The sequence below is a fragment of the Anaeromyxobacter sp. genome, from assembly GCA_016718565.1.
GTDB lineage: Bacteria > Myxococcota > Myxococcia > Myxococcales > Anaeromyxobacteraceae > JADKCZ01.
This window is the reverse complement of record JADKCZ010000008.1, coordinates 242,450-269,098: the sequence shown is the minus strand read 5'-3', so window position 1 is coordinate 269,098 and position 26,649 is coordinate 242,450. Positions and strand designations below refer to the sequence as shown.

17 protein-coding genes and 1 tRNA gene are annotated in these 26,649 nt (G+C 75.1%); 5 read left to right on the top strand and 13 right to left on the bottom strand.

Annotated elements, in window-relative coordinates; genetic code table 11:
• Positions 1-915 precede the first annotated feature (915 nt).
• Positions 916-1,308 (top strand): hypothetical protein, encoded by a 393-nt coding sequence (locus IPO09_16605; GenBank protein MBK9518934.1) that lies wholly within the window; start codon positions 916-918, stop codon positions 1,306-1,308.
• A gap of 479 nt (positions 1,309-1,787) precedes the next feature.
• Here the strand turns inward: IPO09_16605 and IPO09_16600 are convergent.
• A tRNA-Asn gene (locus tag IPO09_16600) sits at positions 1,788-1,863 on the bottom strand.
• A gap of 189 nt (positions 1,864-2,052) precedes the next feature.
• On the opposite strand from IPO09_16600, the gene IPO09_16595 reads away from it, so the two are divergent.
• Positions 2,053-2,886: a transglutaminase family protein gene (locus IPO09_16595; GenBank protein MBK9518933.1), complete on the top strand. Its 834-nt coding sequence runs from the start codon at positions 2,053-2,055 to the stop codon at positions 2,884-2,886.
• 61 nt (positions 2,887-2,947) lie between these two features.
• Here IPO09_16595 and IPO09_16590 read toward each other — a convergent pair whose 3' ends face one another.
• From IPO09_16590 to IPO09_16565, 6 genes are all read right to left on the bottom strand, one after another.
• A complete protein-coding gene (locus IPO09_16590) occupies positions 2,948-3,289 on the bottom strand; it encodes a (2Fe-2S) ferredoxin domain-containing protein (GenBank protein ID MBK9518932.1) in 342 nt (113 codons plus the stop codon).
• A gap of 197 nt (positions 3,290-3,486) precedes the next feature.
• Complete coding sequence (locus IPO09_16585) at positions 3,487-4,272, bottom strand: SDR family oxidoreductase (GenBank protein MBK9518931.1); 786 nt, start codon at positions 4,270-4,272, stop codon at positions 3,487-3,489.
• On the bottom strand, positions 4,269-5,204 hold the full coding sequence (locus tag IPO09_16580) for an HAD family hydrolase (GenBank protein MBK9518930.1): 936 nt from the start codon (positions 5,202-5,204) through the stop codon (positions 4,269-4,271). The genes IPO09_16585 and IPO09_16580 overlap by 4 nt, the downstream gene beginning before the upstream one ends.
• 10 nt (positions 5,205-5,214) lie before the next feature.
• Positions 5,215-7,506, bottom strand: coding sequence for a hypothetical protein (locus tag IPO09_16575; protein MBK9518929.1), 2,292 nt, complete (start codon positions 7,504-7,506; stop codon positions 5,215-5,217).
• 18 nt (positions 7,507-7,524) lie between these two features.
• Positions 7,525-8,286, bottom strand: coding sequence for a DUF4159 domain-containing protein (locus IPO09_16570; protein MBK9518928.1), 762 nt, complete (start codon positions 8,284-8,286; stop codon positions 7,525-7,527).
• Between the two features lie 95 nt (positions 8,287-8,381).
• On the bottom strand, positions 8,382-9,158 hold the full coding sequence (locus tag IPO09_16565; protein ID MBK9518927.1) for a substrate-binding domain-containing protein: 777 nt from the start codon (positions 9,156-9,158) through the stop codon (positions 8,382-8,384).
• Between the two features lie 170 nt (positions 9,159-9,328).
• On the opposite strand from IPO09_16565, the gene IPO09_16560 reads away from it, so the two are divergent.
• Both IPO09_16560 and IPO09_16555 read left to right on the top strand, forming a co-directional pair.
• Positions 9,329-9,574: a hypothetical protein gene (locus IPO09_16560; GenBank protein ID MBK9518926.1), complete on the top strand. Its 246-nt coding sequence runs from the start codon at positions 9,329-9,331 to the stop codon at positions 9,572-9,574.
• Positions 9,575-9,577: 3 nt separating this feature from the next.
• Positions 9,578-10,312, top strand: a complete 735-nt coding sequence (locus tag IPO09_16555) for a hypothetical protein (GenBank protein ID MBK9518925.1) — start codon at positions 9,578-9,580, stop codon at positions 10,310-10,312.
• Here IPO09_16555 and IPO09_16550 read toward each other — a convergent pair.
• On the bottom strand, positions 10,254-11,225 hold the full coding sequence (locus IPO09_16550) for an RNA polymerase factor sigma-32 (GenBank protein ID MBK9518924.1): 972 nt from the start codon (positions 11,223-11,225) through the stop codon (positions 10,254-10,256). The two genes, IPO09_16555 and IPO09_16550, sit on opposite strands and share 59 nt — an antisense overlap.
• Positions 11,226-11,426: 201 nt before the next feature.
• On the opposite strand from IPO09_16550, the gene IPO09_16545 reads away from it, so the two are divergent.
• On the top strand, positions 11,427-13,547 hold the full coding sequence (locus IPO09_16545) for a DEAD/DEAH box helicase (protein MBK9518923.1): 2,121 nt from the start codon (positions 11,427-11,429) through the stop codon (positions 13,545-13,547).
• A 262-nt stretch (positions 13,548-13,809) separates the two neighbouring features.
• Here IPO09_16545 and IPO09_16540 read toward each other — a convergent pair whose 3' ends face one another.
• The 5 genes from IPO09_16540 to IPO09_16520 all read right to left on the bottom strand — a co-directional run bounded on the left by IPO09_16540 (position 13,810) and on the right by IPO09_16520 (position 26,573).
• Positions 13,810-15,102, bottom strand: coding sequence for a M23 family metallopeptidase (locus tag IPO09_16540; GenBank protein MBK9518922.1), 1,293 nt, complete (start codon positions 15,100-15,102; stop codon positions 13,810-13,812).
• Positions 15,103-15,222: 120 nt separating this feature from the next.
• Positions 15,223-16,257 carry an endolytic transglycosylase MltG gene (gene mltG / locus IPO09_16535; protein MBK9518921.1) on the bottom strand — a complete coding sequence of 345 codons (1,035 nt, stop codon included), beginning with the start codon at positions 16,255-16,257 and terminating at the stop codon, positions 15,223-15,225.
• An 8-nt stretch (positions 16,258-16,265) separates the two neighbouring features.
• Positions 16,266-16,679, bottom strand: coding sequence for a Holliday junction resolvase RuvX (gene ruvX, locus IPO09_16530; GenBank protein MBK9518920.1), 414 nt, complete (start codon positions 16,677-16,679; stop codon positions 16,266-16,268).
• A gap of 54 nt (positions 16,680-16,733) precedes the next feature.
• Positions 16,734-20,330: a hypothetical protein gene (locus IPO09_16525; protein ID MBK9518919.1), complete on the bottom strand. Its 3,597-nt coding sequence runs from the start codon at positions 20,328-20,330 to the stop codon at positions 16,734-16,736.
• Between the two features lie 138 nt (positions 20,331-20,468).
• Complete coding sequence (locus IPO09_16520) at positions 20,469-26,573, bottom strand: PASTA domain-containing protein (GenBank protein ID MBK9518918.1); 6,105 nt, start codon at positions 26,571-26,573, stop codon at positions 20,469-20,471.
• Positions 26,574-26,649 lie beyond the last annotated feature (76 nt).

Below are 26,649 nucleotides of genomic sequence, written 5' to 3'. Positions count from 1 at the left end.
TCGATCGGGCCAACCTTCAGGGCCGGGGACACGTTGAACTTCACCGGTCGCGCTCGACCCTGCGAACGTGGCGTTTCCTGGCGTGGGGCTACAACCTCAGCGGGTCCGCATCTATCGACGAGCCAGGACACGCCCACCGGGGCGGGCTGATCGCCAGCATGCCAGCGCAGGCCGGACGGCTGGAGTTCGCCCTGGCGTGGATGGCCACCGGTCCCGGCAGGTCGTGACGCCTATACCGCGCGCTCGAACTTCCACGCCTACTTCGTCGACGTGCCGTTCTCGACGCTGTCGGGGTCTTCCCCTTCGAGCTGGGGCCTGCGGTTCCCCACCGTTCGCAACCTCGACGGCGCTGGCCTCACGTGGGCGCCGGTGGGATCCCCACGACGGCCGGGGCAGCGGTGCTGTTCGAGGTCGCGTTTCTGCGAGACCGTGGCGGTCGCAACCGGTACTCCTACCATTCGCTCGACGGACGCCGGCCTGCTCGTGGTCCCCGGTCTTACTCGAGCGGGGTCACGTCACTCTCTGGGGTCGCCTTTGGTGACGCGCTCCATGGAGTGGCCAGCGGTGGTGGGTTTCCTCCTGACCACGGCGGACGCAGGCGCCACCTGGGTGGTCACCGGAGTCGACACCATCGGTTGCTATTCGATGCGGTACGTGGCACCGGATACCATCCTGGCTAACGACTTTATGGCGCGACGCTGCAGCGCCGACGGGGGCGGACGTGGCGGGAAGGCAACGCGGGTGGTGGCGCGGGGTTCATCATGAACAACTTCGATACCGACGGCCACGGCGTGGTCCGTTGGGTCGAACGCGTCCAACGCCCTGTGGCACTCGTTCGACAGTGGCGACTCGTGGCTGTCTGCCAGAGTCGCGCAGGACACGAAGTACGTCACGCTCCGAGAGGTCATCGGGGGGGTGGGCTTCGTCGGCGGGAAGACGTTCATGATCGGGTCTGCCGGCGGCTTCCTCCGCAGCACCGATCAAGGCATCACGTGGACGAAGATCGCCGCAAACGGCGGGCCGACGCCGCTTTCAGATTCGCTCGGGAGGCCGAGCTTCGCCGACGCCACGACGGGCGTCGCCGCGTTCTGGCCGGCCAAGTATGGAGGAACCGTCGTCGGGACGTGCGGGCTCGTTCGGACCACGGACGGCGGCCTCACCTGGAGCGAGTGCCAGGAACGGATGCGCTCCCGTAAAGACCATGTCGTCGAACATCGCGTTCTCCAGCGCCGGCGTTGGGCTGGCAGTGACCAGGAGTGGTTCCAGGGTCGGGGACGTGTTGGAATCTCGCGCAGCGTCCCGAGGTGACGGGCGGGGTGGGCTTCTCGAGCAGCCTGCTCGACTGGCTCCCGGCCTGGTCGGAGTCTCCCTGGCGGCCCCTCGAGCAGGCCTTCGGCCTCGCCGGGGGCACGGCCCGTGACTGCGTGCTCCGGTCACCTGGCTGGAGCCTCAGGAGCTCCCGGGTGCTCCCCGGTTCCGGGATCTCTCCCTGTCGCCCGTCCGGGAGCAGCTGCGGGGCAAGAACCTCGCAGGAGGTCAGGACTGGCTCCGTGACACCCGCGGTGTGCTGGAGCGTGCGGAGCGGAACGGGAGACAGGAGCAAGTCTGCGAGCTCCTTCAGGCCCTCATCGGCTTCGTCGAGGCGCGAGGACGCCCCAGGCGGGAAGCGCGGCACCGCCAGCCTGCGCCTCCGGCACGTCCCCTCGCTCTGGCGGGAGCACCAGGGTCTGGCAAGAGAACAGCCCGGCGACCCACCGCTTGACGGTGTTTCGCCGGGCTGTCCGGAATGGCTCCCCAGGCATGACTCGAACATGCGACCCGATGATTAACAGTCATCTGCTCTGCCAACTGAGCTACTGGGGAATGGCAGGGCGGGGAATCTAGAGACTCGGGGGCCCCGGCGTCAAGCGGGATCGGCGGCCATTGCACGGTGCGGCGGCGTGTCGCCGCGGCCTGGCGAGGCGGGGCGCCCCGCGCCGGGAAGTTGCGCAGCGCCAGGGCCGGGGGATTCTGGCGCCAGGCCTCGGTATACTCCCCGGTGAGACCAGCTCCATGCAGCTCGACAGCCCCGCCCGCACGCGCTTCCAGGCGCTCATCGCCCGCCCCGACCTCCCGCTCGACGAGGCCGCGCTGGCCATCGCCGCCGAGGAGTACGCCGGGCTGGACGAGCGGGCCTACCTGGCGCGGCTCGACGAGCTGGCGGCCGAGGTGCACCGCCAGGTGCCGGCGCCCTACCGGTCGGCCAACACCTTGAAGGCGCTGCGCGAGGTGCTCTTCGGCGAGGGCGGCCTGCGCGGCAACGAGAAGGCCTACTACGACCCGCGCAACTCCTACCTGAACGAGGTGCTGGACCGGCGCCTGGGCATCCCCATCAGCCTGTCGCTGATCTTCATGGAGGTGGCCCGCCGCGTCGGGCTCGACCTGCAGGGCGTGGGCTTCCCGGGCCACTTCCTGGTGAAGCTGCGCCCGGAGAACATGCCGGACGTCTTCATCGACCCGTACAACGGCGGCGAGCTGCTCACCGCCGAGGAGTGCGTGGCCCGCTTCAAGTCGCTGGCGCAGGGGCGCGACTTCGACCCGCGCTTCCTGGAGGGCGTCACGCCGCGCCAGGTGCTGGCCCGCCTGCTGCACAACCTGAAGCGCATCTACGTGGAGCAGGCCGACGACGTGCGGGCCTTCTGGGTCATCGACCGGCTGCTGCTCCTCACGCCCGGCGACCTCGACGAGATCCGCGACCGCGGCCTGGTGTCGGCCAGGCTGGGGCTGAAGCCGGCGGCGGCGCGCGACCTGGCGCTCTACCTGGAGCGGCAGCCCACCGCGGCCGACGCCGCGGAGCTGCGCGAGCTGCTGGCCACCCTGCGCTCGCGCCCGGCCATGCTCAACTGAGCCGCCTCGCGCCTGCCGGGGCCGCCGACTCGGTCCGCGCTGCCGATCCGGCCCGCGCCGCTCAGGTCGGCGGCGCGGAGCTCCGACCCTCCAGCTCCCTCAGCCGCAGCCGCTCCACCGGCTGGCCGCCCACCAGGTGGCGCTCCACGATCTCGGGCACGTCGGCGGCGGTGACGTGGCCGTACCAGACGCCCTCCGGGTAGACCACCACCGCTGGCCCGTAGGCGCAGGCGTCGAGGCAGCCGGCGCCGTTGGCGCGCACCTCGCCCTTCAACCCGCGCCGGGCCAGCTCCTCCTTGAACGCCTGGCGGACGGCGTCGCCGCCGCGGGCCAGGCAGGAGCCGCGCTGGTCGGCGTCGGGGCGGCGGTTCTCGCAGACGAAGACGTGGAGGCGAAAGCGCACGGGTGGTCCTGGGTGGAAGGTGGAGCGGCGCAGGCGGGAGGTTGCTCGAGGGCCGGGCGACCACCGGAGCCAGCGCTCGGGTGGGTGAAGCCTGCCTGGCGTGATCTAGGGCCCGGCGCCGCCCCGCGCCGCACCACGGCCCGGGGTCGGGCGCCCCGCCCCTGGTCACCGCGCCCCGCCCAGGGCCAGGCCCGGGCTCAGGGCCAGGCGGCGATCTGCCCGCGCGGCACCACCAGCAGCGCGCCGCCGGACACGCCCAGGTTCTCCCCCACCAGGTGGCCGGAGGCCTCGCTGGCCAGGAAGAGGACGGCCTGCACCACGTCGTCCACCTCGGCGACCCGCCGGTTGGGCAGGGCGCCGGAGATGCGCGGCCCCACCTCACGCAGCTCGGCCTCCGCCATGGGGGTGCGCACCCAGCCGGGCGAGACCACGTTGACGCGGGTGGCGGGCCCCAGCTCGACCGCCAGGCTCATGGCCAGCGACTGCAGGGCGCCCTTGCTGGCGGCGTAGTGGCCGTGGCCGGCCTCGCCGCGCTGCCCGGCGGTTGAGCCGATGAAGATCACGTTGCCGCGCCCGGTGCGGCCCAGGTGCGGCACGGCCTGCCGCACCAGGTAGAAGGCGCTGAAGGTGTTGACCCGGAACAGCTCCTCCAGGGTGGCGGCCGTGATGGTGGCGATGGCGCCGTCGTTCCACATGCCGGCGTTGTGCACCAGCTGGTCCAGGCCGCCCAGCGCCGCGGCCGCCTCGGCCACCAGCCGCACGCAGCCTTCCTCCTCCCCCAGCTCGGCCTGCAGCGGGAAGGCCCGGCCCGGGAAGCGGGCGCACAGCGCCTCGGCGGCGCCGCGGCTCGACCGGTAGTGGACCGCCACCGTGGCGCCCTGCTCCAGCAGCGCCTCGGCGATGCCCAGGCCGATGCCCGAGGAGGCGCCGGTGACCAGGGCGCGCCGGCCCGCCAGGTCCTGGTACCGCGCCACCACGCTCATGGCTTGCTCCTGGCGCCGCGGGGCGTGCGCGCGGTCTTGCGGGTGGGGGTACGGGTGCGGGTGCGGGGCGCCGGCGTCCAGCGCGCCCCGTCGAGCAGCTCCAGCACCTGCGTGAAGGAGGAGATGGCCAGCGGCCAGCGGGCCGGGGTCTCCTCGGCCACGTGGCGGCGGGTCACGGTCTTGGCCGAGATGATGGCGAGCCGCTCGCGGTACTCCGCCGAGACGTAGGTGCCGTACTCGGCCCACACCCCGACGGCGCCGCAGGCCGCCGCCACCGGCATGTCCTTCTTCACGTTGTCGCCCACGTAGAGCACCTCGTCGCCGTCCAGGCCGAGGTCCTCGAGGATGCGGCGCAGGCCGCCGGGGTTGGGCTTCTCGAGCTCGAGCGGCAGCTCCACCACCCGGGTGCGCGAGGTGTAGTGGCCGGCGGCCTGGCGGCGCCGGATCTCCGGGTCCACGTTGGCGGGCAGGGCGTAGGCGGGCAGGGTGTAGAGGGCGTCGAAGTGGCCGTCGAGCCGCAGCCACTTGAGCCGCAGCTCGGCCGCGTTGCGCGGGGCGTCGGTGAGGGCCACCAGCTTGAGGCCGCGCGCCCGGATGGCGTCCAGCGTCTCGCGCACCCCGCCGTACGGGCGCAGGTAGCGCTCGCGGGCGGCCTTGAAGGCCCGGCGGGCCGGATCGAGCACCAGCGCGCTGAAGGAGTCGAAGTCGGCCTCGTAGGGGGCGAACAGCTCGGACTCCTGGATGGCGAACGGGTACTCGTTCGACTGGTACTTGGAGTAGACCGCCTTGAGCGACTGGACGATGCGGACCCGCGGCAGGGCGGTGGTGGAGACCAGCGAGTCCACCATCGCCTCCAGCGACGGGACGATGTAGTCCACCCAGGGGTAGAGCGTGTTGTCGAGGTCGGTGACGACGGCGCGGAGTCGCGGCACGGGCGGCATGCTACCAGTAGCCCCAGCGCCGCCGCAGCACCCACTCGGCGCCCAGCGTGACGGTCAGCGCCGCCAGGTACCACCAGCGGTCCCAGATCGGCTGGTCCTTGCGGCGCCCGATCTCCACCACCTCGGGGTCGGTCAGCGCCAGGGCCGGCAGGTCGCCGCCGGGCAGCACCGAGGCCGCGCCGCCGGTGGCCTCGGCCAGGGCGCCCAGGAGGTCGGGGCGGGGCACGGCGTCGGCGTCCTCCGGCCCGGCCCCGCGCACCGCCACGGCCGTGGTGGCCACCTCGGCGGCGCCGGCCGTCCCCTCGCTCCTGGCCACCACCTTGTAGGCGCCGGGCCCGGGCGGCACCAGCTCGACGCGGGCGGCGCCGTCGGCGCCGGAGGTGGCGCCGGCCCGGCCCACCACCCGGCCGTCCTCGGCCACCAGCTCCACCGCCACCGGGCGGCCCGGAGCCGGAGCGTAGTCGGCGCCGCGCACCGCCAGCGAGAGGCCCACCGGCGCGCCGGGCTCCACGCTGGGCTGGTCGGGCTCCACCTTGAGCGGGGTGAGCTCGGGGTCGCGCACCAGCCAGCGCAGCGCGCCGCTCCAGAAGCGGCGGTAGGCCCGATCGCCCTCGCCCCGCTCGGCCGCCACGAAGCCCCACCGCCAGGCGCCGTCGCTGGCCACCGCCAGGGTCCGCCCGGCGCCCACCTCGCGGACCGCCACCACCGGGGCGGGGCGGCCGTCCTCCAGGACGCCGGGCGCCTCCAGCAGCACCGTGGCCCCCGAGCCCGGCGGCAGCGCCCGGGTCCGGTTGAGCGACTCGAGCGGCGGGAGCCGCTCCCAGGCGGCGGCGCTGGCGGCCTCGCCGGCCCCCAGCGCGGTGATGGGGTGGCGGCGCCCCTCGGCGGTGAGCCGCGGCGCCACCTGCTCCTCCACCAGCCCGGCCCCGTCGAGCGCCACCACCGGCAGCACGTCGGCCAGCGGCGTGGCCCCGTAGCGCCCCTCGCCGAAGCTCTGCTCGCCGCCCAGCATGGCCAGGCCGCCGCCGGCCCGCACGTAGTCGCGCAGGTTGGGCAGGAAGCGCTCGATCTCCAGCGACCGGTAGGGCAGGTAGGCGAAGTTGCAGAGGATGACGGCGTCGAAGGTCTTGAGCTGGGGCCCGAAGATCTCCTGCACCGGGAAGGGGATGAGCGAGAGCTGCTCCTGCGGCCCGGGCGTGTCGGTGTTGGTGCGCAGGATGTAGAAGCTGATGAGATCGACGTTGGGGTCCTGCTTGAGCAGCCCGCGCAGGAAGCGCTCGTCCCAGCTCGGCCGGCCGGCCACCAGCAGCACCCGCACCCGATCGCGGATGACCCGCAGCACGAAGGAGCGCTGGTTGTTCTCCGCCACCGCCTCGCCGGGCAGCACCGGCGCCGCCACGGTGAAGACGAAGGTGCCCGTCGCGTCGGGCGCGAAGGCCAGCGGCACCACCAGCTTCTCCTGGCCCGCCTCCAGCCGGACCTGCGCCTGCGCCACCACCGCCCCCTCGCGCCGCAGGGCCAGGGTGAAGGCCTCGGCGCCCAGGCCGTGGGCCCGCAGCGTCACCTCGACGGTCACGGTGTTGCGCACGAAGGCGAAGTCGTCCACCGCCACCCGCTCGACGGCCAGGTCCCGGGGCGCCGCGCGGCCGAAGGCCACGGTGTTGACCGGCGCCCCCAGGGAGCGCAGCTCGGCCCGGGCGGCCGGGGTGAGGCCGGCGGCCAGCGCCGCGTTGTCGGCGCCGTCGGAGAGCACCAGCGCCCCGGCCAGCTTCCGCGACGCGCCGCTCCCGGCGGCGGCCGCCTGCAGCGCGCCCAGGAGGTCGGTCCGGCCACCTGGCGAGGCGAGGCCGCCGGCCACCGCCGCGGCGTCCACCGGCGCGCTCTCGCCAGAGAAGGCCGACCACTCCACGTCCACCCGCTCGGCCAGCCCGGCCAGCTCGGCGCGGTGCTCGGCCACGAAGGCGGCCAGCGCCTCGGCGCGGCTGGGCCCGCCGGCCTCCAGCGGGAAGCGCATGGAGCGCGAGGTGTCCACCAGCACGGCGAAGCGGTGGCGCACCCGGGCCGTCTGCAGCAGCTGCACCGCCGGCTCCGCCAGCAGGAAGAGGGCCAGCAGCGCCGTGGCGCCGCGCAGGCCCACCAGGGTGGCCCGCCGCGCCGGCCGCGCCTCGCCGCGCAGGCTGCGCCAGGCCAGCCAGACCGCGGCCAGCGCCGCCAGGGCGGCCAGCCCGAGGGCCCAGCCGGGCAGCGGCGTGAGGGCGCCGAGGCGCCAGTCGTTGTACGCCGCGGTGTCCAGGCCGTGCCCCGCGCCGCCCTAGGTCCGCCGCTTCATGATGAAGGGGAGGTGCACGGCGTCGTCCTTGTAGTCGGTGCAGAGCGCGTACATGGCCAGGTTGACCCCCAGCCGGAAGGCCTGCTCGCGCTGCGGCTCGCCGCCGGGGGTGCAGGCGTGCTCCCAGTCGCCCAGCTCGGAGCGGGCCCAGGCGCCGCCCAGGTCGTTCTGCGAGTAGACCACCGCCAGCCGGCCGTCGAGCGCCTGCGCCTCCAGCCAGGGCTTCACCAGCAGCCGGCCACCCTGGTGGTCAACCAGGTAGAAGGCCTTGTAGAGCACGTGCTGCTGCGGCACCGGCCGGAGGGGCGCGGAGGGGAGGACCCGGGCCAGCTCGGCCCGCACCGAGGCGTCGAAGCCGCCGCCGTCGGAGCCGTCGGCCGAGTCCACCAGCAGGAACCCGCCGTACTGCAGGTGGCGGCGCAGCGCCGCCCGCTCGGCCTCGCTGAACGGCGGCAGGGCGCCGTCGCCGGAGAGCGAGAGCCAGGGGTGGCGGTGCAGCCCGGGGGCGTCGAGGCGGACCGGCACCGGATCCGGCGTGGTCTCGATGGAGGTGCGGCGGGCCAGCTCCCAGCCGAGGCGGCGCAGCGAGCCGGGGCGCGGGTCCCAGCGGCCCCCGTGGCGGATCTGCCCGATGGCCACCGGGCTGGCCGCGGTGGCGGCCCGGCCGCGCAGGGGCAGGGCGGCCGCGGCGGCGCCGGCGGCGAGGGCGCCGAGGAAGCGCCGTCGGGTGAGGTGCGTGGACATCGCGGTGGGAACGGGGTCGGCCCCCGGATCATTCCGGGCGCCCTCCCTCATACGGCGGACCGGGGTCGGCCGCCACCCTGGACTTGGCCCCCGGGCTACCGGGCGGCCACGAAGCCGGCCCGCTCCACCAGCGCCTGCCCCTCGGCCGAGAGCGCCAGGTCGAAGAGCTCCTTGACGGCGCCGGTCGGCGGCTGCCGGGCCACCAGCAGCAGCGGGCGGGTGAGCGGGTAGGTGCTGGCGCGGACGCTGGCGCCGTCCGGGTAGAGGCCGTCGATGGCCAGGGGCCGGACGCCGGGGATGGCGTAGGCCGTCGAGGCCGCCGCCACCCCGCCCGGCTCGGCGGCCACCAGGGCCAGGCAGTCGGCCGCGTCCTCCAGCTGGCGCGACGGGGCGTAGGCCGCCCCCTCCAGGGCCAGCGCCTGGAAGGACTCCAGGGTGCTGCGCTTGGAGTCGTGCCGCTCGGTGCAGGTCACCACCGCGCGGTCGGCGCCGCCCACCTGCTTCCAGTTGGTGGCGGCTCCGGTGAAGAGCGCCTTCACCTGGGCGCGGGTCAACCCCTTCACGCCGTTGGCCTCGCTCACCCAGACCCCGAGGGCGTCGTGGCCGAAGATGGCGGTGTACGGGCGGCGCTCGCGCTCGGTGGCGGTGAGGGCCCGCCCCAGGCCGGCCACCTCGACCTGGCCGGCGAACATGGCCTCAAGCCCGCGCCCGCCGCCGCTGGTCCGGATCTGCAGCACGATCCCGCGGCGCTCCAGGATCGGCGCCAGGAGCGGCAGGTAGCGGCGCGCGATGGTGGTGGCGCCGTCGTAGCTGACCTGCCGCGGCGGGGCCGGGGCCGGCGTCGGCGTCTCCTGGCAGGCCGACAGGGCCACGAGGAAGGCTGCTGCGACGACGGGTACCAGCGGACGCATCGGCACCTCCCGCCCCCGGTTGGTGGCTCCTTCCTAGCGCGCGGCCACCGCCGTCGGCAAGGCGACCTGACGGTTGAAATGGTCGCACCCTGGACAGGAGGGGGCGCCTGGGTGCGTGCTACCCTGGAGCGATGAGCAAGGCGCACAAGGAGCGGAGCGCGGCGGGCCGCCTGGAGGCGCTGCTGGACGCCGGGGACCACCGCGCCGCCCGGGCCGAGGCGCGCCGGCTGCTCGGCGCCGAGGGGCTCGGTGACGCGGTGGGACGTGAGGCGGCCGAGGCGCTGGCCAGGCTGGAGCCGGAGCCCGGCGCGGTGGCGGTGGGGCTGGCCGGGGTGGCAGGGATGGCCGCCATCCTGGGCTGGCTGCTGGCCGGGTAGGGCGTGGCCGTCGATCCCGCCGAGACGGCCTTCCTGGTGGCCGCCGCCGCGCGCGGCGAGGAGGGCCTGGCCGGGCTGGTCGGGCTGGCTGGCCTGTCGGCGCGGCTCCCGGTGGCGGTCGGCGCCGTCCTGGCGGCGGCCGGGATCGTGCTGCTGGTGGCGGGGGCGCGCTGGCGGCGGCCGATGGGCCTCCTGGGCGGCGCCGCGGTGGGCGCGCTGGCGGCCCTGGCGGCCGCGCCGTACCTCGAGGCGCGCTGGCCTGGGCTGCCGCGCCCGGCGCTGGCGGCGGCAGGGGCCGCGGCGCTGGCGGTGCTGGGCGTGGCCTTCCCGCCGCTGGTGACCTTCGCCGCCGGGGCGCTGCCCGGCGCGGTGCTCGGCGCCGCGGTCCCCATCGCCGGGTCCACGGCCTTCGGCCTGCTGGCCGGCGGGCTGGCCACCGGGGCGGTGGCGCTGCTGGTCGCCGACCTCACCGCTCGGGCCCTGGCGTCGCTCCTGGGCGCGGCCCTGGCCGGCGCCGGCCTGCTGGCGCTGGTGGCGGCCTCGGCCGCGCCCGAGGCCCGCGAGCTGGCGGCGCGGCCGTTCCTCCTGCTGGCCTGGCTGCTGGTGGTGGGCGCGGCCGGCGTGGCGGCCCAGCGCGGGCGCACCGGCGGGGCGGGGCGCGGCCGGGGCGGGGCGGCGGTCAGTCCTCCGGATCGCCCGGCGGCCCGAGCAGCTCGAAGTCCGGGATCGCCGCCTTGAGGTGCTGGCGCAGCCGCCCCGTCAGCTTGGCCTCGATCTGCCGGGCTCGCTCCCTGGTCAGCCGGTAGCGGTCGCCGATCACCTGGAGGGTGAGCGGCTCGACTCCCTCTGGCGGCAGGAGGCGGTGCTCGAAGATGTAGCGCTCCTTCTCGTCGGTGAGGGTGGCGGCGAAGGCGGCCAGCTGCTCCCGGAAGAGGAGCTTGAGCTCCTGGTCGCCCAGCGCCACGTCGGCCGGGGTGGCCCGGCTGGCGGCCACCCGCTCCAGCCGGGAGGGGCCGCCCTCCTCGTCGCCCACCCGGGCCGGGGCGTCGAGCGAGAGGTCGTCGGCCGCCATGCGGGCGGTCATCTCGTCGATCTCCTTCACCTCGACGTCCAGGTTGCGCGCCAGCAGCTGCGGGGTGGGGTCGATGCCGCGCGCCAGCAGCTTCTCCCGCTCCTTGGAGAGGTTGAAGAAGAGCTTGCGCTGCGCCTGGGTGGTGCCGAGCTTCACCAGCCGCCAGTTCTCCATGACGAAGCGGATGATGTAGGCGCGGATCCACCAGGCGGCGTAGGAGGAGAGCTTGACCCCCTTCATCGGGTCGTACTTCTTCACCGCCTGCATCAGCCCGAGGTTGCCCTCCTGGATGAGGTCGAGGAGCTGGAAGGCGGTGCGCCGGTACTCGTGGGCGATCTTCACCACCAGGCGCAGGTTGGAGGCCACCAGGCGGTAGGCGGCCTGCACGTCGCCGGTGTCGCGGTAGTGCAGGGCCAGCTCGTGCTCCTCCTCGCGGGAGAGCACCGGGTGGCGCGCCACCTCGGCCATGTAGGCCCGCAGCGGGTCGTAGCGCGCCAGCCCGGCGTCGCGCGCCGGGGCGGGCACGGGAGCGGCCGGTGCCTCGGCGGCCAGGGCCTCGTCGTCTGGGTCGTGCGGCATCGGTGGTGGGGGTGAGGCCGGGCCGGGGAATTCTGGCCACCTGGGGATGTGATATAAGGCTGCCGCCTCCCGTGCAAGCCGCGGGAGGACCACCGGCGCATGGTGTGCCTCGCGGCACGGCGTGGCCCCCGGTCCCAGGCGGACCGGGGCTCACGCGGAACGGCGAAGCCGCCATGCGCCACTCACGGAACGAGTGGTGACATGGAGAACGAGCAGCTGCCCGGGCCCACGGCCCTGGCTTCGTCGGACTACGTCGCAGAGATGACCTTCGACGAGATGAACCTGTCGGAGGCGCTCCGCAGGGCCATCGCGGAGAAGGGGTACCTCACGCCCACCCCGGTGCAGGCCCGCACCTTCCGCCCGGTGCGCGACGGCAAGGACGTCATCGTCCGGTCGAAGACCGGCACCGGCAAGACGGCCGCCTTCGCCATCCCCACGCTGGAGCGCATCCCCGACGGGCGCCGCAAGCCCTCGGCGCTGGTGATGTGCCCCACCCGCGAGCTGGCCATCCAGGTGGCGGAGGAGTTCGCCGAGCTGGCCAAGCACCGCGACCTCACGGTGGTGACCATCTACGGCGGCGCCTCGATGGGCGACCAGCTCGACAAGCTCAAGGCGGGCGCCGAGATCGTGGTGGGCACCCCCGGGCGCATCTACGACCACCTGCGGCGCAAGACCCTGGTGCTCGACGAGTGCCTGGTGTCCTGCCTCGACGAGGCGGACGAGATGCTCAACATGGGCTTCTTCGAGGAGGTGACGCGCATCCTCGACCACTTGCCCCAGGACTGCCAGCAGCTGCTCTTCTCGGCCACCGTCCCGGCCGACATCGAGCAGATCATCAAGCAGTACCTGACCACGCCCGAGACCATCCTGCTCTCCGGCGACGAGTACAAGGTCGACAACATCCACAACGTGCTCTACCACACGGTGGACGCCTACCCGAAGCCGCGCAACCTGCTCTACATGATCGAGCAGGAGGAGCCGGAGTCGGCCATCGTCTTCTGCAACACGCGGAGCGACACCGGCCTGGTGACGGCGGTGCTCAACCGCAACGGCTACGACGCCGAGCTGCTCAACGGCGAGCTGCCGCAGAAGGAGCGCGAGCGGGTCATGGCCAAGGTGAAGCGCGGCGAGGTCCGCTTCATGGTGGCCACCGACATCGCGGCGCGGGGCATCGACATCTCCGACCTGTCCCACGTGGTGAACTACTCGCTGCCGGAGGACCCCTCGGTCTTCATGCACCGGGTGGGGCGCACCGGCCGCATCGGCAAGAAGGGCACCAGCCTCTCCCTGGTGTCCGGCGCCGAGATCATGACCCTCTCGGCCCTGCAGAAGAAGTTCAACGTGGTCTTCGAGGAGCGCAAGCTCCCCACGCCGGACGAGGCCAAGCACCGCTGGACCGAGCGCCACGTGGCCGAGCTGAAGGAGGCCATGAGCGCCTCCATCTTCGAGGCCTACATCCCGCTGGCGCAGCAGCTCAAGGTCCGCCCCGACGGTGACTACCTGACCGCCTTCGCCCTCAAGTACTTCTTCACGCACCACCGCATCGAGAAGATGACGGACGTGCAGAAGGCGGAGCACAAGCGGCAGGAGCACGAGCGCAAGGAGCGGCAGGAGGCCGGCTTCGTCAAGGACCGCGAGCGCGCCAGCGAGCGCGCCGAGCGCGGCGACCGGCCGCGCGAGGGGCGTGGCCCGCGGCGCGACCGCGGCGAGCGGGGCGAGCGCCCCGACCGCGGCCCCCGGCCCGAGCGCGCCGAGCGCCCCGAGCGCCCGCCGCGCGAGGCCCCGGCGGCCGACGCCCCGGCCCCGGCCGGCGAGGTGACCGCCTCCGGCCCGGCGCCCGCGCCGAGCGAGGCGCCGCCGCGGCCGCCCAGGCCGCCGCGCGAGCGGCGCCCGGTGCGCGAGGTCCAGCTGGGCCGCGACGCCGGCGAGGAGACCCCGGCCTCCATCCCGACCATCGAGGTGGACGCCACGCTGGACGAGGGCACCCGCGACGAGACCACCCCCAGCCTGGAGGTCGCCGCCGAGCGCGAGTTCTCCGGGCGCGACGGCGGCGGGCGCGAGCCCCGCGGGGAGGCCCGCCCGTCCCGCGGTCGGGTCTTCGTCTCCTACGGCGAGGTGGATGGGGCCGACGAGGCCAAGGTCCGCGCCCTGGTGGAGGCCAACGCCCCCGGCACCGAGCTGCTGGTGATCGAGCTGCGCCGCAGCCACGTGTTCCTGGAGGTCAAGCCCGAGGTGCTCGAGGGCGTGGTGAACGCGCTCAACGGCAAGGTGGTGGGCGAGAAGCCGCTGCTGGCGGAGAAGGCCAGGCGGCGGAGGCGTTGATCCGAGCCGGCGCAGCCGGCGAGTAAACCCGAGCCGGCTCTGCCGGCGAGTGCTTCACGGAGCCGGCGCAGCCGGCGACCCGAGAAGAACGAGACGGGCGCTCCCTTCACAGGGGGCGCCCGGTTTGCTTTGGGGGACGCTAGGGACAGTCAAGCCTCGCCGGCAAGCCGGCTCGGGGTGAAGCCTCGCCGGCAAGCCGGCTCGGGAAAGGCACTCGCCGGCAGAGCCGGCTCGGTTGGCTCGCCGGCAGAGCCGGCTCGGGTCAACGACTCGCCACCGGCTCCCCGTCCAGCCTCGTCCTCAGCGGCGCGATCTCGGCGCGGAAGCCCTCCATCCAGGCGGCCTTCACCGGGGCGTCGCGCGGCACCTTGAGCTGCAGCGGGTTGACGTACGACCCGCCGCGCAGCACCGCGTAGTGCAGGTGCGGCCCGGTGGAGAGGCCGGTGTTGCCCACCGCGCCGAGCACCTGCTTCTGCGACACCGCGCTGCCGGCCGCCACCGCCACGCTGGAGAGGTGGCAGTAGAGGGTCTCGTAGCCGTTGCGGTGGCGCACCGTCACCGACTTGCCGCAGCCGCCGTTCCACCCGGCCTGGCGCACCACCCCGTCGCCCACCGCCCAGACCGGGGTGCCGACCGGCGCGCCGTAGTCCACGCCGGTGTGGGCGCGCTGGTAGCCGAGCAGCGGGTGGCGGCGGTTGCCGAAGCCGGAGGTGAGGCGGGCGAACTTGAGCGGGGTCTTGAGGAAGCCGCGCTTGGCGCTCTGCCCCTCGTCGTCGAAGTAGCTGGCCTGGCCGTCGGGCGCGGTCCAGCGGAAGAGCCGCTTCCGCCCGGCCGCCGGCCCCTGGTACTCGATGGCCAGGATCTCGCCGTAGCGCAGCAGCTGGCCGTCGGCGGAGACCTTCTCCACCAGCACGGTCATGCGGTCGCCGCCGCGCACGTCGCGGTAGAAGTCGACGTCCCAGGCCAGCACGTCGGAGGCCAGCACCGCCAGCACCGGATCCTCGTCGGACCGGTCGATCGACTCGTAGAGCGAGCCCTGCACCGTGACGGCCACCCGGGCCACGCTGGTCTCCAGGACCACCGGCCGCTTGGCGGCGGTGAGCGTGCCGTCGGCCCCGCGGGTGACGAGCCACTCGTCGGCGCGCCCCTGGCGCAAGCTGAAGCGGTGCAGCGCCTGCTCGCCGGCCCGCCGCTCCACCACCAGCTGGTCGCCGACGCGGGCCTTGCGGCAGGGGAAGACCGGCTGGAGCGCGGCCACCACGGCGAGCGCCTCGGCCGAGGAGAGGCCCATCGTGGGGAGCACCTGGCCGAGCGTCTGGTCGCGGCCGAGCCGGGCCGTCATCGACTCGAACCGCTCGGGCGGCGGCGGGGGAGGGGGGGCGGGCGGCGCGGCGGCGGGCGCCTCGGCCTGGGCCAGGGCCGCGGGCAGGGCGGTGGGCGCGGCGGAGCGGACAGCCAGCCAGGTCGCGAGGCCGGCGCCGACCACCAGGGCCGAGGCGCCGAGGAGGAGGAGCGGGCCGCGGCGGCGGCGCGGGGCGTCGTCGGGGCGGTCCATCGCCGCGGAAGGTACCATGCGCGCGGGGCGAACCGAAATTCACGATGTGCGCGCGCGTCCTACAGTCACTAAGGCGCGCGCTCGGTGGGGTGGCCGCCGCAGTGGCCACCGCGGCCCCGCTCAGGGGCGCTTGCGCCGGAAGAACTCCACCTGCCACTGCCGCACCGCCGCCTCGTGGCAGGCCAGGTCCGGGCAGAAGACGTGGGTGCCGTCGTTGCGCGAGACGAAGAAGAGGTCGGCGCAGGTGGCCGGGGCCAGGGCGGCCGCCAGGGCGGCGGCGCCCGGGCTGGCGATGGGGCCGGGCGGCAGGCCGGCGGCGGTGTACGTGTTGTACGGGTGCGCCGCCAGCAGGTCGGCGCGGCTGATGTTCTTCGACCAGCGGCCGGTGCGCAGGAAGGTGGCGTACATCACGGTGGGGTCGGTCTGCAGGCGCATGCCGCGCGCCAGCCGGTTGTGGAAGACGCAGGCGATGCGGGGCCGCTCCGCCACCTGGCCGGTCTCCTTCTCGACGATGGAGGCCAGCGTGACCGCCTGGGCCTCGTCGAGCGTGACGCCGGGGCCGCGGCCCGCCTCGGCCGCCGTCCAGGCCTCGCGGAAGCGCCGCAGCATGGCGTCCACGATCTGGCGGGCGGTCACCCCCTTGGCGAAGGCGTAGGTGTCGGGGAAGAGGTAGCCCTCCAGCGAGTCGAACGGCACCCCGGCGGCGCGCGCCACGGCCGGGTCGCGCGCCAGCAGCAGGAAGTCCTCGGCGGTGGCCAGGCCGCTCCGCGCCACCACCTCGGCGATCTCCTCGGCGCGCAGCCCCTCCGGCACGGTGAAGCGGTAGAGCCGGATCTCCCCGCGGTAAACCCGCTCCAGCGCCTGGTCGGGCGTGAGCAGGCCGGCGAAGGCGTACTCGCCGGCCTTGAAGGGGCGCGGCTCCTTCTTCACCCAGCGCACGTAGCGCCAGGCCAGCTCGTCGTCGGCCAGCACCCCGGCCCGCGCCAGGGCCCGCACCACCGCCCGCGGCGAGCTGCCCGGGGCGATCTCCACCACCACCTCCTCGGTGGCGCCGTGCGGGGTGGTGCGGAAGGCCTCCAGCTCGCGCCAGGCCACCCAGGCGAAGGCGGCGGCGGCGGCCAGCGCGGCGAGCAGGAGCACGGCGCCCACCCGCAGGAGCCGCTTCACTGGGTCCTCCCGTCCAGCCAGGACTGCAGGATGACCGCTGCCGCCTCGGCGTCGATGAGGGCGCGCTGGTCCTTGGCCTTGACGCCGCGCTCCCTCAGGCGCCCCTCGGCCTCGAAGGTGGAGAGCCGCTCGTCCTGGAGCTCCACCGGGACGCCGAGGGCTGCGCCGAGCTTGGCCCCGAAGCCGCGGGCGAAGCGGGCCGAGTCTCCCTCGCTCCCGTCCATGTTGAGCGGCAGCCCGAGCACCGCGGTGGTGACCTCGTACTCGCGGGCCACCTCGGCGATGGCCGCGAGGTCCACCGCGTCGCTGCGGCGGTGGACGGTCGAGTGCGGGCGCGCGGTGCGGAGCACCGCGTCGGCGAGGGCCAGCCCGATGCGGGCGCGGCCGAGGTCGATGCCGAGGTAGCCCATGGCGGGCGAATGTAGGGGGCGGGCCCCCGGAGCGTCAATCGGGCGGGTGCTGGTTCACGGGCCCATCCAGATGGCGCCATCCGCCAGGTCGGTCGGCGTGGTCCTCGGGGCGGTGTCCCCGGTGCCGAGCTGCCCCACGGTGTTGGCGCCCCAGCAGGTCAGGGTGCCGGCGGCGCGCAGGGCGCAGGTGTGCTGCCAGCCGGCCGCCGCGGCGCCGACGCCGCTCAGCCCGACCACCCGCTGCGGCGTGGGCTGCGTCTCAGAGACGTTTCCGTTCCCCATGAGCCCGGTCCCCCAGCACCAGACCGAGCCGTCCTCCCGGGCGGCGCAGCTGTGCTGCTGGCCGCTCGCGAGGGCGGTGACGCCGGTGAGCCCGGCCACCACGGCCGGGGTCCCGGTGCCGCTCCAGCAGCGCACCAGCTGGTCGCTGGAGAGCGCGCAGGGGCGGAGCTCTCCCTGCGCGAGCGCCGTGACGCCCGTCAGCCCCCCGATCGGCGAGGCGGACGAGCCGATGGCGCCGCCCCAGCAGAGGACCGTGCCGTCGGCCTTGAGGGCGCAGGTGCTGTGGAAGCCGGCCGAGAGGGCCACCACGCCGCTCACCGGGGCATTCCCCGCGCCCAGGGCTCGCACCGGCACGGTGCTCCCGGTGGTGGTGCCGTCGCCGAGCTCGCCGAGGCTGTTGCTGCCCCAGCAGTAGACGGCGCCGCCGGCGGTGGCGAAGCAGCGGTGGGAGGTCCCCACGCTCACCGCCAGCACGCCGGTGTGGCCGGCCACCAGGACCGGCGCCAGGGAGGAGCCCCCACCCCAGCAGCTCAGGTCGCCGGGGCCATGGATGGCGCAGCCGCCCGCGCCGCCGGCCGCCACCGCGCTGACCGCCCCGGCCAGCGGGACGGTGAAGGGCGTGGACCAGCGGGTGGAGTCCCCGGTGCCGAGCTGCCCGCCTTCGCCCCAGCAGGCCAGGCTGGCGTCGGCCCGGATGGCGCAGGTGTGCTGTGGCCCGGCGGCGAGGGTGGCCCGCGGCGGACCTGCGACCACCGGCGGCGCGGTGACGGTCAGCACCGCCGGCTGGCTCTGGACCAGCCCGGCGCCGCTGTAGACCAGCACGGCGTAGAGCGCGCCGCTCTCGGCCAGGGTGGTGGCCGGGGTTGTGTGGGTGGGGCCGGTGGCGCCGGGGACCACGAGGCCGTTGCGCAGCCACTGGTAGCCGAGGCCGGCGCCGGTGGCCGCGACCGTGAAGGTGGCGCTGCTCCCCTCCACGACGCTGGCATCGGCCGGCTGCGTGATGATGCCCGGCGCGCCGACCAGGATGATCTGGGCCGTGTCCGAGAAGGCGGTGCCGAAGACGTTGGTGACGACGACCGCGTAGTCGCCAGCATCGGCCGGGCCGACGCTGGGCAGGTGGAGCACCGGGCCGGTGCCCCCGACCACGAAGGAGTCGCCGTGGGTCCACTGGTAGGAGAGCGGGCCGGCGCCGGTCACCGCCACCGCCAGGGTGGCCCCGCCGCCCGGCAGGACCACCAGCGTGGCCGGCTGGGTGGTGATGGTGGGCGGGGTCACGTCGGGCGGGGCCGGCGCGGGGCTGACCTCGAGGGAGGCGCTCCCGCTGGTGGCGCTGCCGGCCGCGTTGGTGACCAGCACCCCGTAGTTGCCCTGGTGGGCGGGCGTCACGCCGGGGAGGGTGAGGGCCGCGGCGGTGGCGCCGGCGATGGGCACCCCGTCCTTGGACCACTGGAAGGCGAGGAGCCCGCCGCCGCTCACGCCGACGGCGAAGGTGGCGTCGCTCCCCTCGCCGACGGCGATCGAAGTGGGCTGGGTGACGATGACCGGCGCCGCCAGGGCCGGGGTGCCCGGGCTGACCGTGAGCGCGGCTGTGTCGCTGGCCGCCGCGCCGGCGAGGTTCGACACCAGCACGGAGTAGGCGCCCGCGCTGTCGGCGCCGACCGCGGAGAGCCGCAGCACCGGGCCGGTGGCGCCGGCGATGGGGGTGCCGTCCTTGCGCCACTGGTAGGCGAGCGCCTCGGTGCCGCGGGCCACCACGGCGAAGGCGGCGTCGCTGCCGGTGGTCACCGAGAGGCCGGCGGGCTGGGTGGTGATGGTGGGGGCCACGTCGGCGTCGCTCACCGAGGCGGTGACGGCCGGGCTCTCCACGCTGCCGGCCGCGTTGGTGGCCACGGCGCGGTACTGGCGGCCGTTGTCGGCGAGCGAGAGGGCGGCCGTGGTGTACGCGCCGGTGGTGGCGCCGGTGCCGCCGGTCGCGTCGGACCAGGCGCCGGCGTCGTTGGCGGCCCGGGTCTGCCACCGGAGCGCAGGGGCCGGGGCGCCGCCGGCGGTGGCGGTGAAGGTGGCGGGCTGGCCGGCGGTCACCAGGACCGAGCGGGGGACCGAGGTGAAGGCGGGGAGGGCGCTCTGCTGGAGCACGTTGACCTGGGTGATCGGGCCGGTGACACAAGGCGGCGCCGGGACGTCCGGTGGGGTGTAGCAGGCGCGGACCCGGAGGAGCGCACCCCGATCGGAGGCCGAGGCGATGAAGCCGTGGCTCACGCCCCAGAGCGCCCAGGGCGTGGACTGGGTGGGGTCGGGGGTCGGGTTCGCCTCGTCCTGGTAGGAGCGCGCGATGGTCCGCCAGGAGGTTCCGGCGTCGTCGCTGCGCTCCCAGTCGATGATCGCTCGGTTGGCCGGGGTCGGAAGGAGGGGGCGCCCGCCGCGAGCGTCGAGCTGCACGGCGCCGCCCAGCAGCACGGCACGGACCTGTGCCTCCAGCCCCTCCACGACATCCAGGCCTGCCGGCGAGCCCGCCACGGCGAGCGCTGGATAGGCCGGGAACGGGCGCCACCGGATGACCTGCTCTGGACCCAGGCGCCTGCCCGGGCCAGAGAGGCACGCCAGCTCCACCGAGATGCGGATCTCCTGCGAGATCCCCGCGGGGCCCGGGTCACCGAAGATCGTGGCCAGGCCGCCATCGATGCTGACCGTCTCCCGGGGCAGGCTGTAGGGAGCGCCACCGCGGAGCCCACGGCTGACGACCACCAGCACCGGCTTCTGGCAGTCCCGTGGCACTTGACCGCCGTTGGTGGCGACCGAGAGGTTGGCGATGACGCTGCCGACCACGGCCTCGCAGGGCTGGTGGACGCAGGTGAGGCTGGTGGTGACCGAGAAGGTGGGGGCCTGGAGCACGGGCAGCGGGTAGCTCCCCCGCAACGCCACGAAGAACGAGAAGCTGCTCACCTGGGCGCTCAGCACACCTTCGGCGAGCACGCTGTCCCCGAGGATGACCCACTCCCCGCCAGGCTGGGCCTTGGCGAGCTTGAGCTCCTCGTTCGGCTGCAGCGACAGCGCCGGCGCCGGGATCCGCACCTCCACCGGCTGCGCGAACGACCCGCCGTGGGGAGTGATGACGTAGGTGTCGCCAGCGGCGGTCAGCCCCGCCGGGAGGGCCGGCGCGCCGGTCGCGTCCTTGGCGATCCGCAGCGTGGTCTCGGCCTCGAAGGCGCCGGCCGGCACCACCACCGACGCGCCGCCGGCCTCGGTCACCGTGCCGCCCGCAGCGCCGATGGCCGCGGTGCCATCCGCGGTGCCAGCCGTTCCCGCGCACCCTGCCAGCGCCGCCGCCAGCACCACCGCCAAGCCCAGCCGCCTCGTCTGCACGCCCATGCTTCCCCCTCGCGGCCCGGCCGCGGTGATGGGGAGACCCTAGGGCGCCACGTCAGGAAGCGAAGGGTCCACTTCGCCGATAGCGGGTGGACCACCTCCGGGAGTGGCCCCCGGAGGTTGGGCGCAGCCGCGGCTCGGTCACCCCTTGGTCCCGGCGCCGTAGGATGGGTAGGCATGGGCGTCCAGGGGCCGTCCAACGACCGGGATGCCGGGCAGGACCTCGGTTCCGAAGTGCTGGTTCGAGAGGTCCTGCCTGAGCATGTAGCCCGCCTGGCCACCCTGCTCCACCTGGATGAACCGGCTGTCGGCCGGGTCGATGCCGCGGAAGGTGACCGTCGTTCCCGGCTGGAAGCGCTTCAGTGGTCTCGAGCCGGCGCTGGCCCACTCCAGCAACGTGGTGTCCGCGGCGTTGATGAAGAGCGTGTCTCCGGGCCTGACGTGGCGGCGGGCGGCGCAGACCTCGGCGAGGCCCGAGGGATCGATCCGGTTCACCGGATCGTTCCCGGCGTAGGCGTAGAGGTTGCCGTCGCCGGCCGCGAAGCCGAGCGGGTCCTTGGAGGTCCAGCGGCCGGTGGCGGGGTCGTAGTCCCGGGCCCCGAAGTGGGTGAGGCCGGTGTCCAGGTCGCGCAGGCCGCCGGCGAAGCCGAACGGCTGGAAGCCGGGGTTGCTGTCGAGGAGGACCTCGCCGAAGGCGTCGTAGTCGAGCCGCTGCACCACCGCGCCGGTGGCGGCGTCCACCACCAGGCGCGGGCTGCCGAGGTGGTCGGCGACGATGCGATAGGTGGCCGCCCCGGAGACCAGGTACTCCGGCGCGTGGCCTCGCGGGCCGTAGACGAAGACCGCGATGACCCCTCCGGCGCCGTCGAGCCAGGCCACCGGCCGCTCGCCGTCAAAGAGGAACCCCTCGGCGAGCAGGCCGTCCACCCGCTTCCCGACCCGCCGTCCCAGGCCGTCGAGCAGGTAGTCGAGCCGCCGGCCGTCCGGCAGCACCGCGCCCCTGAGCCGGCCCTGGGCGTCGTGCTGGAAGGTGGTGGCGCCGGCCGCGCCGCTGCGGGAGGCCAGGGTGCCGGTGGGCGTCCAGCCGTAGGTGTTCGAGCCCGCGGTGAGGAGCCGGTCCTGGGCGTCGAAGGTCGCGCCCACGGTGATCCCGCCGGTGGCGAGCGAGGTCCGGTTCCCCTGCGGGTCGTACCCGTAGGCCGCGGCCAGGGATCCGTCCACGGTGACCGCGGCCAGCCGGCCGGCCGTGTCATAGCCGTAGCCGACGGTCCGGGAGACGCCCTGCACCGTCTCCGCCACTCCCGTGATCCGCCCGAGCGCGTCCCGGGTGAGGGACACGCCGTAGAGGGCGGTGGCGCCGGCCGAGGCCGCCGAGGTGGCCGGCTCGCCGAGGGGGCTCCAGCCCTCGACCGTGGCCACGGCGCCGAGCCCGGTGGCGACCGGCAGGCCGCTGGCGGCGTCGCGGGTGACGGAGAGCGCCCCGGCGCCGGTGAGCAGCCCGTCGGCGTCGTAGGCCAGCGCGGTGGGGACGCCGGCCACGGTCAGGGAGACCGGCCGGTGCTGCGCGTCGAAGGCGGCCGTGACCACGCCGGCCACGGCGCCGGTCCAGGACTGGCTGGTGACCAGCGCGCCATCGTAAGCCACGGAGAAGGTGACCCCGTCGGCCGTCGCCGAGGCGAGCCTCCCGGCAGCGTCCCAGCCGAAGCGGGCGGTGCCGGCGGCGCTGGCCGTCGAGGCCAGCTGGCCGTCCGTGCCGATCAGGCCGCCGGCGGGATCCGCCCAGGCCTGGACGACGACATCGCCGTCCGGCAGGCCGGCGCCGGTGCGGTTCCGGTCGGCGTCATGGGCATAGGTGGTGGTGCGGGTGCCCGCCCCGTCCACCGGCGGCGGCGTGACGCCGGCCAGCAGGTCCACCGGCGACCACTCCAGGGTATGGGCGCCCCGGCTGGGCGGCGTCACGGCGGCGAGGTTGCCGACCGCGTCGTAGGCCAGCCCGAGGGTGCGTCCCCCCGGCAGGAGCTCGCTGGTGGCCCGACCGAGCGCGTCCCGCGCGAAGGTCGTGGTCCTGCCGACGGCGTCGGTCAGGCTGGCCAGGCGGCCGTCGGCGCCCCATGCGAAGGACCGCGTGCGGGCGCCCTCGGCGCTCCCCACCACCCGCCCCGACGAGTCGAAGCTGAAGGTGAGCGGCGTGTGGCCCGCCGCGGCGATCGAGGCCGTCTGGCCAGCGGGATCGAGCCGCTGGTTGCTGACGCGCCCGCCCGGCGAGGTGAGCGTCCAGGTGCGTGTCGCCCACGCGTAGGCGGCGCGCCAGGTCCGACCGGCCTCCGTCACCGTCTCCACCAGGTCGGCGGGCCCGAGCGGATCCCCAGGCGTCGACAGCGCCGCGGTCCGGGTGGAGGTGATGGTCCGCGTGGTGCCCCCCGGCGTCCTGATCTCGGTGGTCTTCGGGAAGGGCGCTGCCATGCCCCAGCGCGGATCGGGCTCCCAGGTCACGGTGGTGACCGTCCCGTCGGCGGCGGTCGCTCGCTCGACCCCGTCGGCGACCAGTGACCAGGCGCGGGTGGCGCCCGAGGCCTCCACCACGGTGCGGTGGACGCCCCCGGCCGCCAGGTACGCCACGTCGTAGCGGCGCCTGCGGCCGAGGGCGGTGGTGGTGGTGACGCTGAGCCCGGTGGCCGTCTCGACGCGCGCCAGGGTGGTCACCGCGCCTGCGGGGCCGCGGTCCTCGAGGAGCCGCCCGCGGGCGTCGTAGGCGTAGGTGTGCGTCCGGCCCAGGGGATCGGTGAGGCCCTGCAGCAACCCGCTGGCCGAGGCGGTCGGCGCCCAGGTGGCGCCGGCGGGATCCTCGATCCGGGAGAGCCAGCCGGCCGCGTCGACGGAGAGGAGCGTGCGGTGGCCGAAGGGGCCCGTCACGGCGGCCGGCGCGCTGCCGGTTCGCTCCACGGTGGTGGTGCCGGCGCCGTCGGTCACGCTGGCGAGCCGTCCGGCGTCGTCATAGGCGAAGGCGCGGACGAGGCCGCCGGTGGTCCCGTCCACCGTCCGCAGGTGCCGCCCCTCGGCGGTGAAGAGGTGGACCTCCCGCCCGTCCTCGTCGGGTACGGCGAACTGGCCCCGGCCCGCCCGCGGCAGGGACGGCAGGATGCGACGGATGACCCGCTCGGAGCCGTAGAAGCCGCCCACGTTGAGCCAGCCGTCGGGGCCGAAGGCCAGGTAGCTCCCGAAGGCGCCGCCGGTGGCGAGGTTGGTGGCCAGGGCCGGCCCGTCGTAGCGGTCACCGCCTCCGGCGATGGTGGTGATCGTGCCGTCGGTCCCGACCAGCCGGACCGTGGCGTACTGTCCGAGCAGGGGGCTGAAGCCCTTGTTGAGGATGGCCACCTCGCCATCGATCGACACGGCCATCCCCTGTGGGTCGATGGCCGCCGAGGTGGCCGGGCCGCCGTCGCCCGTGTTCCCCGGGGTGCCGGTGCCGGCCACCGTGGAGATGAGGCCGGCGGGCGAGACCCGACGCACCCGGGCCTGGCCCCGGTCCTCGATGTAGAGGCTGCCGTCGGCGGTCACGGCCAGGTGCTTGGGCAGGCCCAGGGAGGTCCCGGTGGCCGGCCCCCCGTCTCCGCCCGACGGCCCGCCGAGGCCATCCCCGGCGACGGTGGAGACCACCCCGTCCGGCCCGACCCGCTTGACCAGCGCGTCCACGGCGAAGTAGACGGCGCCGTCCGGCCCGACGGCCAGGGGCGTGGACTCGAAGCTGAGGGCGCTGAAGGGACCGGCCACGAAGGTGCCGGAGGGAGGGCCGGCGCTGCCATCGCCCAGATCGACGTAGCGCCGGATGGACCAGGGGCCGCTGGCGCTGGTCTTGACCTTGAGGAACAGCGCGCCGTCGGGCCCGACCACCGGACCGCCGGCGAGTTCGACGGGCCCCAGCCACAGCGGCGATCCGTCGTCGCGGACCCGCAGCACGGAGGGGACGCCCTGCTGGCTCCTGAGGTCGAGGTAGCGCGAGCCGTCGGGGCCGAGCGCCACCGTCCCTTGCTGCAGGAGGACGGCGCCGGGTGGATCGCGGTGTACGTTCTCGACGGCGGCGGTCGGCACCTGGCGCGTCCGCCCGTCCCCGTAGAGGAGCCGCTGGCTCCCCGGATCGTACACGTGCTGGACCGAGAGCGACCAGCCGCCCAGCCCGTTCCCGAGCGCGTTCCACCGGGACAGGCTGGCCCGGTAGCGCTGCCAGAGCGTCACCTCGCGGCGGCTCCGGCTGCCGTCGATGACGATGCCGTTGCCGTTGTAGCCGAAGCGGCTGGTCTGGGCGTAGACGCCGGCGTAGGTGTAGCCGATGCGGACCAGGACCGGCACCGTGCCCCAGACGTCTCGCCCGTAGGCGTCCTTCCCGTCGAAGTGGAAGGCATGGGAGCGCGACGGGGTCGGCGCGAAGGCGTAGGCCCACTGGCGGCCCGCGGCCTCCACCACCAGCTCGACGCGGAGCAGGCTGGCGGGAAGGTCCTGCGGGGTGAGCATGATGTCCAGGTCCTGGCCCGCCACCGCGCCCGGCGTCCGGTCGCTCTGGTGGTGGAGGCGCCACGGGGTGCCGGCCAGGGGCACCGACTCGCCGAGGCTCTGGTTCTCGCACCCGATCACCGAGCCGCACTCCTCCATGGCATCGGCCACCCGGAGGGGCTGCTCCTCGGGGAGGGTCGGGGCCACCGCGTCGGGAGGCGGACCGAAGGACCAGTTGGCGTCCCACGGCGAGAAGTGGGACATGCGGACGCGCCAGAGCGACTGGCCGGCGACGTAGAGCGAGGCCAGGGCCTGTCGTTCCTCGAGGTCGATGCCCAGCGCGCCCAGGGCCGCCGGGCTGGCCGGGCCACCGCCAGCGTCCACCGCCAGGTCGGCGGCGCCGCCGGTGACGCCCAGGACCCGCAGGACCACGCCGCTCTCGTCGGCACGCCAGAGCCCCGCGGCCCGGTCGTACCAGCCGAGCGGGACGCCGGTGCCGACAGGGAAGCCGAGGAAGTTCTCGACGTAGTGGACCACCGGCCTGGAGAAGGTCACGTGGCTCGCGCCCGCCGCCAGGGCCTCGTCGGCGGAGAGCTCCATGGCGTAGGTGTAGCCGCTGGTGGGCGGGAGGGTCCCGGGCATGGCCTCCGGTCCGCTCGTCCCCACGGTGTACTCGGTGGACCGCACGTGGAGCACCGGCGCCGGCACGGTGGTGCCGTCGGCCATCAGCAGCGAGGCCGTGGTGCCGGCGGGGAAGAGGACGGTGGAGCGGCGGGTCCCCTCCGCGTCGGTGGAGGCGGTGCCCCGCGCCACCTGGAGGACGCCCGACCCGGAGGCGACCGCGGTCACGGCGCCGTCGAGGGCGACCAGGACCACCCCGGGCACCATCACCCACCGGTCCCACGGCGTCTCCACCTGGCGCTGGGCCGGCAGGAAGCCCGCCGCCTCCACGCTCACCACCAGCGTGGCGCCACCGTTCACGGCCAGGTCGTAGCGACCGTCGGCGCGGGAGAGCGTCTCGCCGTACTCGGGGTGCCCGAGGATGGTCACCAAGGCCCCCGGGAGCGGCGCCCCGTCGCGCGTCCTCACCTCGCCTCGCAGGACCGCCACGCGGAGCGGATCCATGATCACGCCCACCCCGGTCTGGATGGGGCGCTCGCCCTGCCGGAGGAAGGCGGTGGAGGCCGCCAGGCTGGTGGCCTGGGCGGGTGAGATGGGGGTCGCCACGGCGGACGGGTCTGGTGGCAACGCCTGGCTCGCGGGGCCCGAGGAGAGCACCAGGTCGACGGAGGAGAGGGCCAGCACGGCCTCGCCGGCCGAGGGGACCTGGGAGATGACGCTGCCCGCCGGTACGGTGGCGGAGCTGGCGGTGGTCATGGCGCCGAGCAGCAGGCCGGCGGCGTCGAGCGCGGCCTCGGCCTGGGCCTGGGTGAGGCCGGAGAGCGAGGGCGTGGTCACCGTGGCGGGGCCGCTCGAGACGCCGAGGGCCACCGCGCTGCCGGTGGCGACCAAGGCACCCGCGGCCGGATCCTGGCTGGCGACGCTGCCGGCCGGAACGGTGGCGCTGCTGGTCATGGTCACCGCTCCCACCGCGAGGCCGGCGGCGGCGATGGCGGCGCTGGCCGCCGCCTGGGTGAGACCGACCACGCCCGGGACGGCCGCCGTGACCGGCGGGTTGACGGGAGCCCCCCCGCCGCACCCCGCCAGCGCCGCCACCAGCCCCCAGGCCAACCCCAGCCTCATCGTGCGCTCGCCCATGGTTCCCCCTCGCGGCCCGGCCGCGCTGATGGGCGACCCTAGGACCTCGCGTCCAGGATCGAAGGGTCCACTTCGC

Excerpts from the sequence above, each read along its gene's own strand:
- IPO09_16595 (MBK9518933.1), top strand. The coding sequence starts at position 2,053 with ATGCAGCTCGACAGCCCCGCCCGCACGCGCTTCCAGGCGCTCATCGCC.
- IPO09_16585 (MBK9518931.1), bottom strand. The coding sequence starts at position 4,272 with ATGAGCGTGGTGGCGCGGTACCAGGACCTGGCGGGCCGGCGCGCCCTG.
- IPO09_16570 (MBK9518928.1), bottom strand. The coding sequence starts at position 8,286 with ATGTCCACGCACCTCACCCGACGGCGCTTCCTCGGCGCCCTCGCCGCC.
- IPO09_16560 (MBK9518926.1), top strand. The coding sequence starts at position 9,329 with ATGAGCAAGGCGCACAAGGAGCGGAGCGCGGCGGGCCGCCTGGAGGCG.
- IPO09_16550 (MBK9518924.1), bottom strand. The coding sequence starts at position 11,225 with ATGCCGCACGACCCAGACGACGAGGCCCTGGCCGCCGAGGCACCGGCC.
- IPO09_16545 (MBK9518923.1), top strand. The coding sequence starts at position 11,427 with ATGGAGAACGAGCAGCTGCCCGGGCCCACGGCCCTGGCTTCGTCGGAC.
- IPO09_16540 (MBK9518922.1), bottom strand. The coding sequence starts at position 15,102 with ATGGACCGCCCCGACGACGCCCCGCGCCGCCGCCGCGGCCCGCTCCTC.
- ruvX (MBK9518920.1), bottom strand. The coding sequence starts at position 16,679 with ATGGGCTACCTCGGCATCGACCTCGGCCGCGCCCGCATCGGGCTGGCC.
- IPO09_16525 (MBK9518919.1), bottom strand. The coding sequence starts at position 20,330 with ATGGGCGTGCAGACGAGGCGGCTGGGCTTGGCGGTGGTGCTGGCGGCG.
- IPO09_16520 (MBK9518918.1), bottom strand. The coding sequence starts at position 26,573 with ATGGGCGAGCGCACGATGAGGCTGGGGTTGGCCTGGGGGCTGGTGGCG.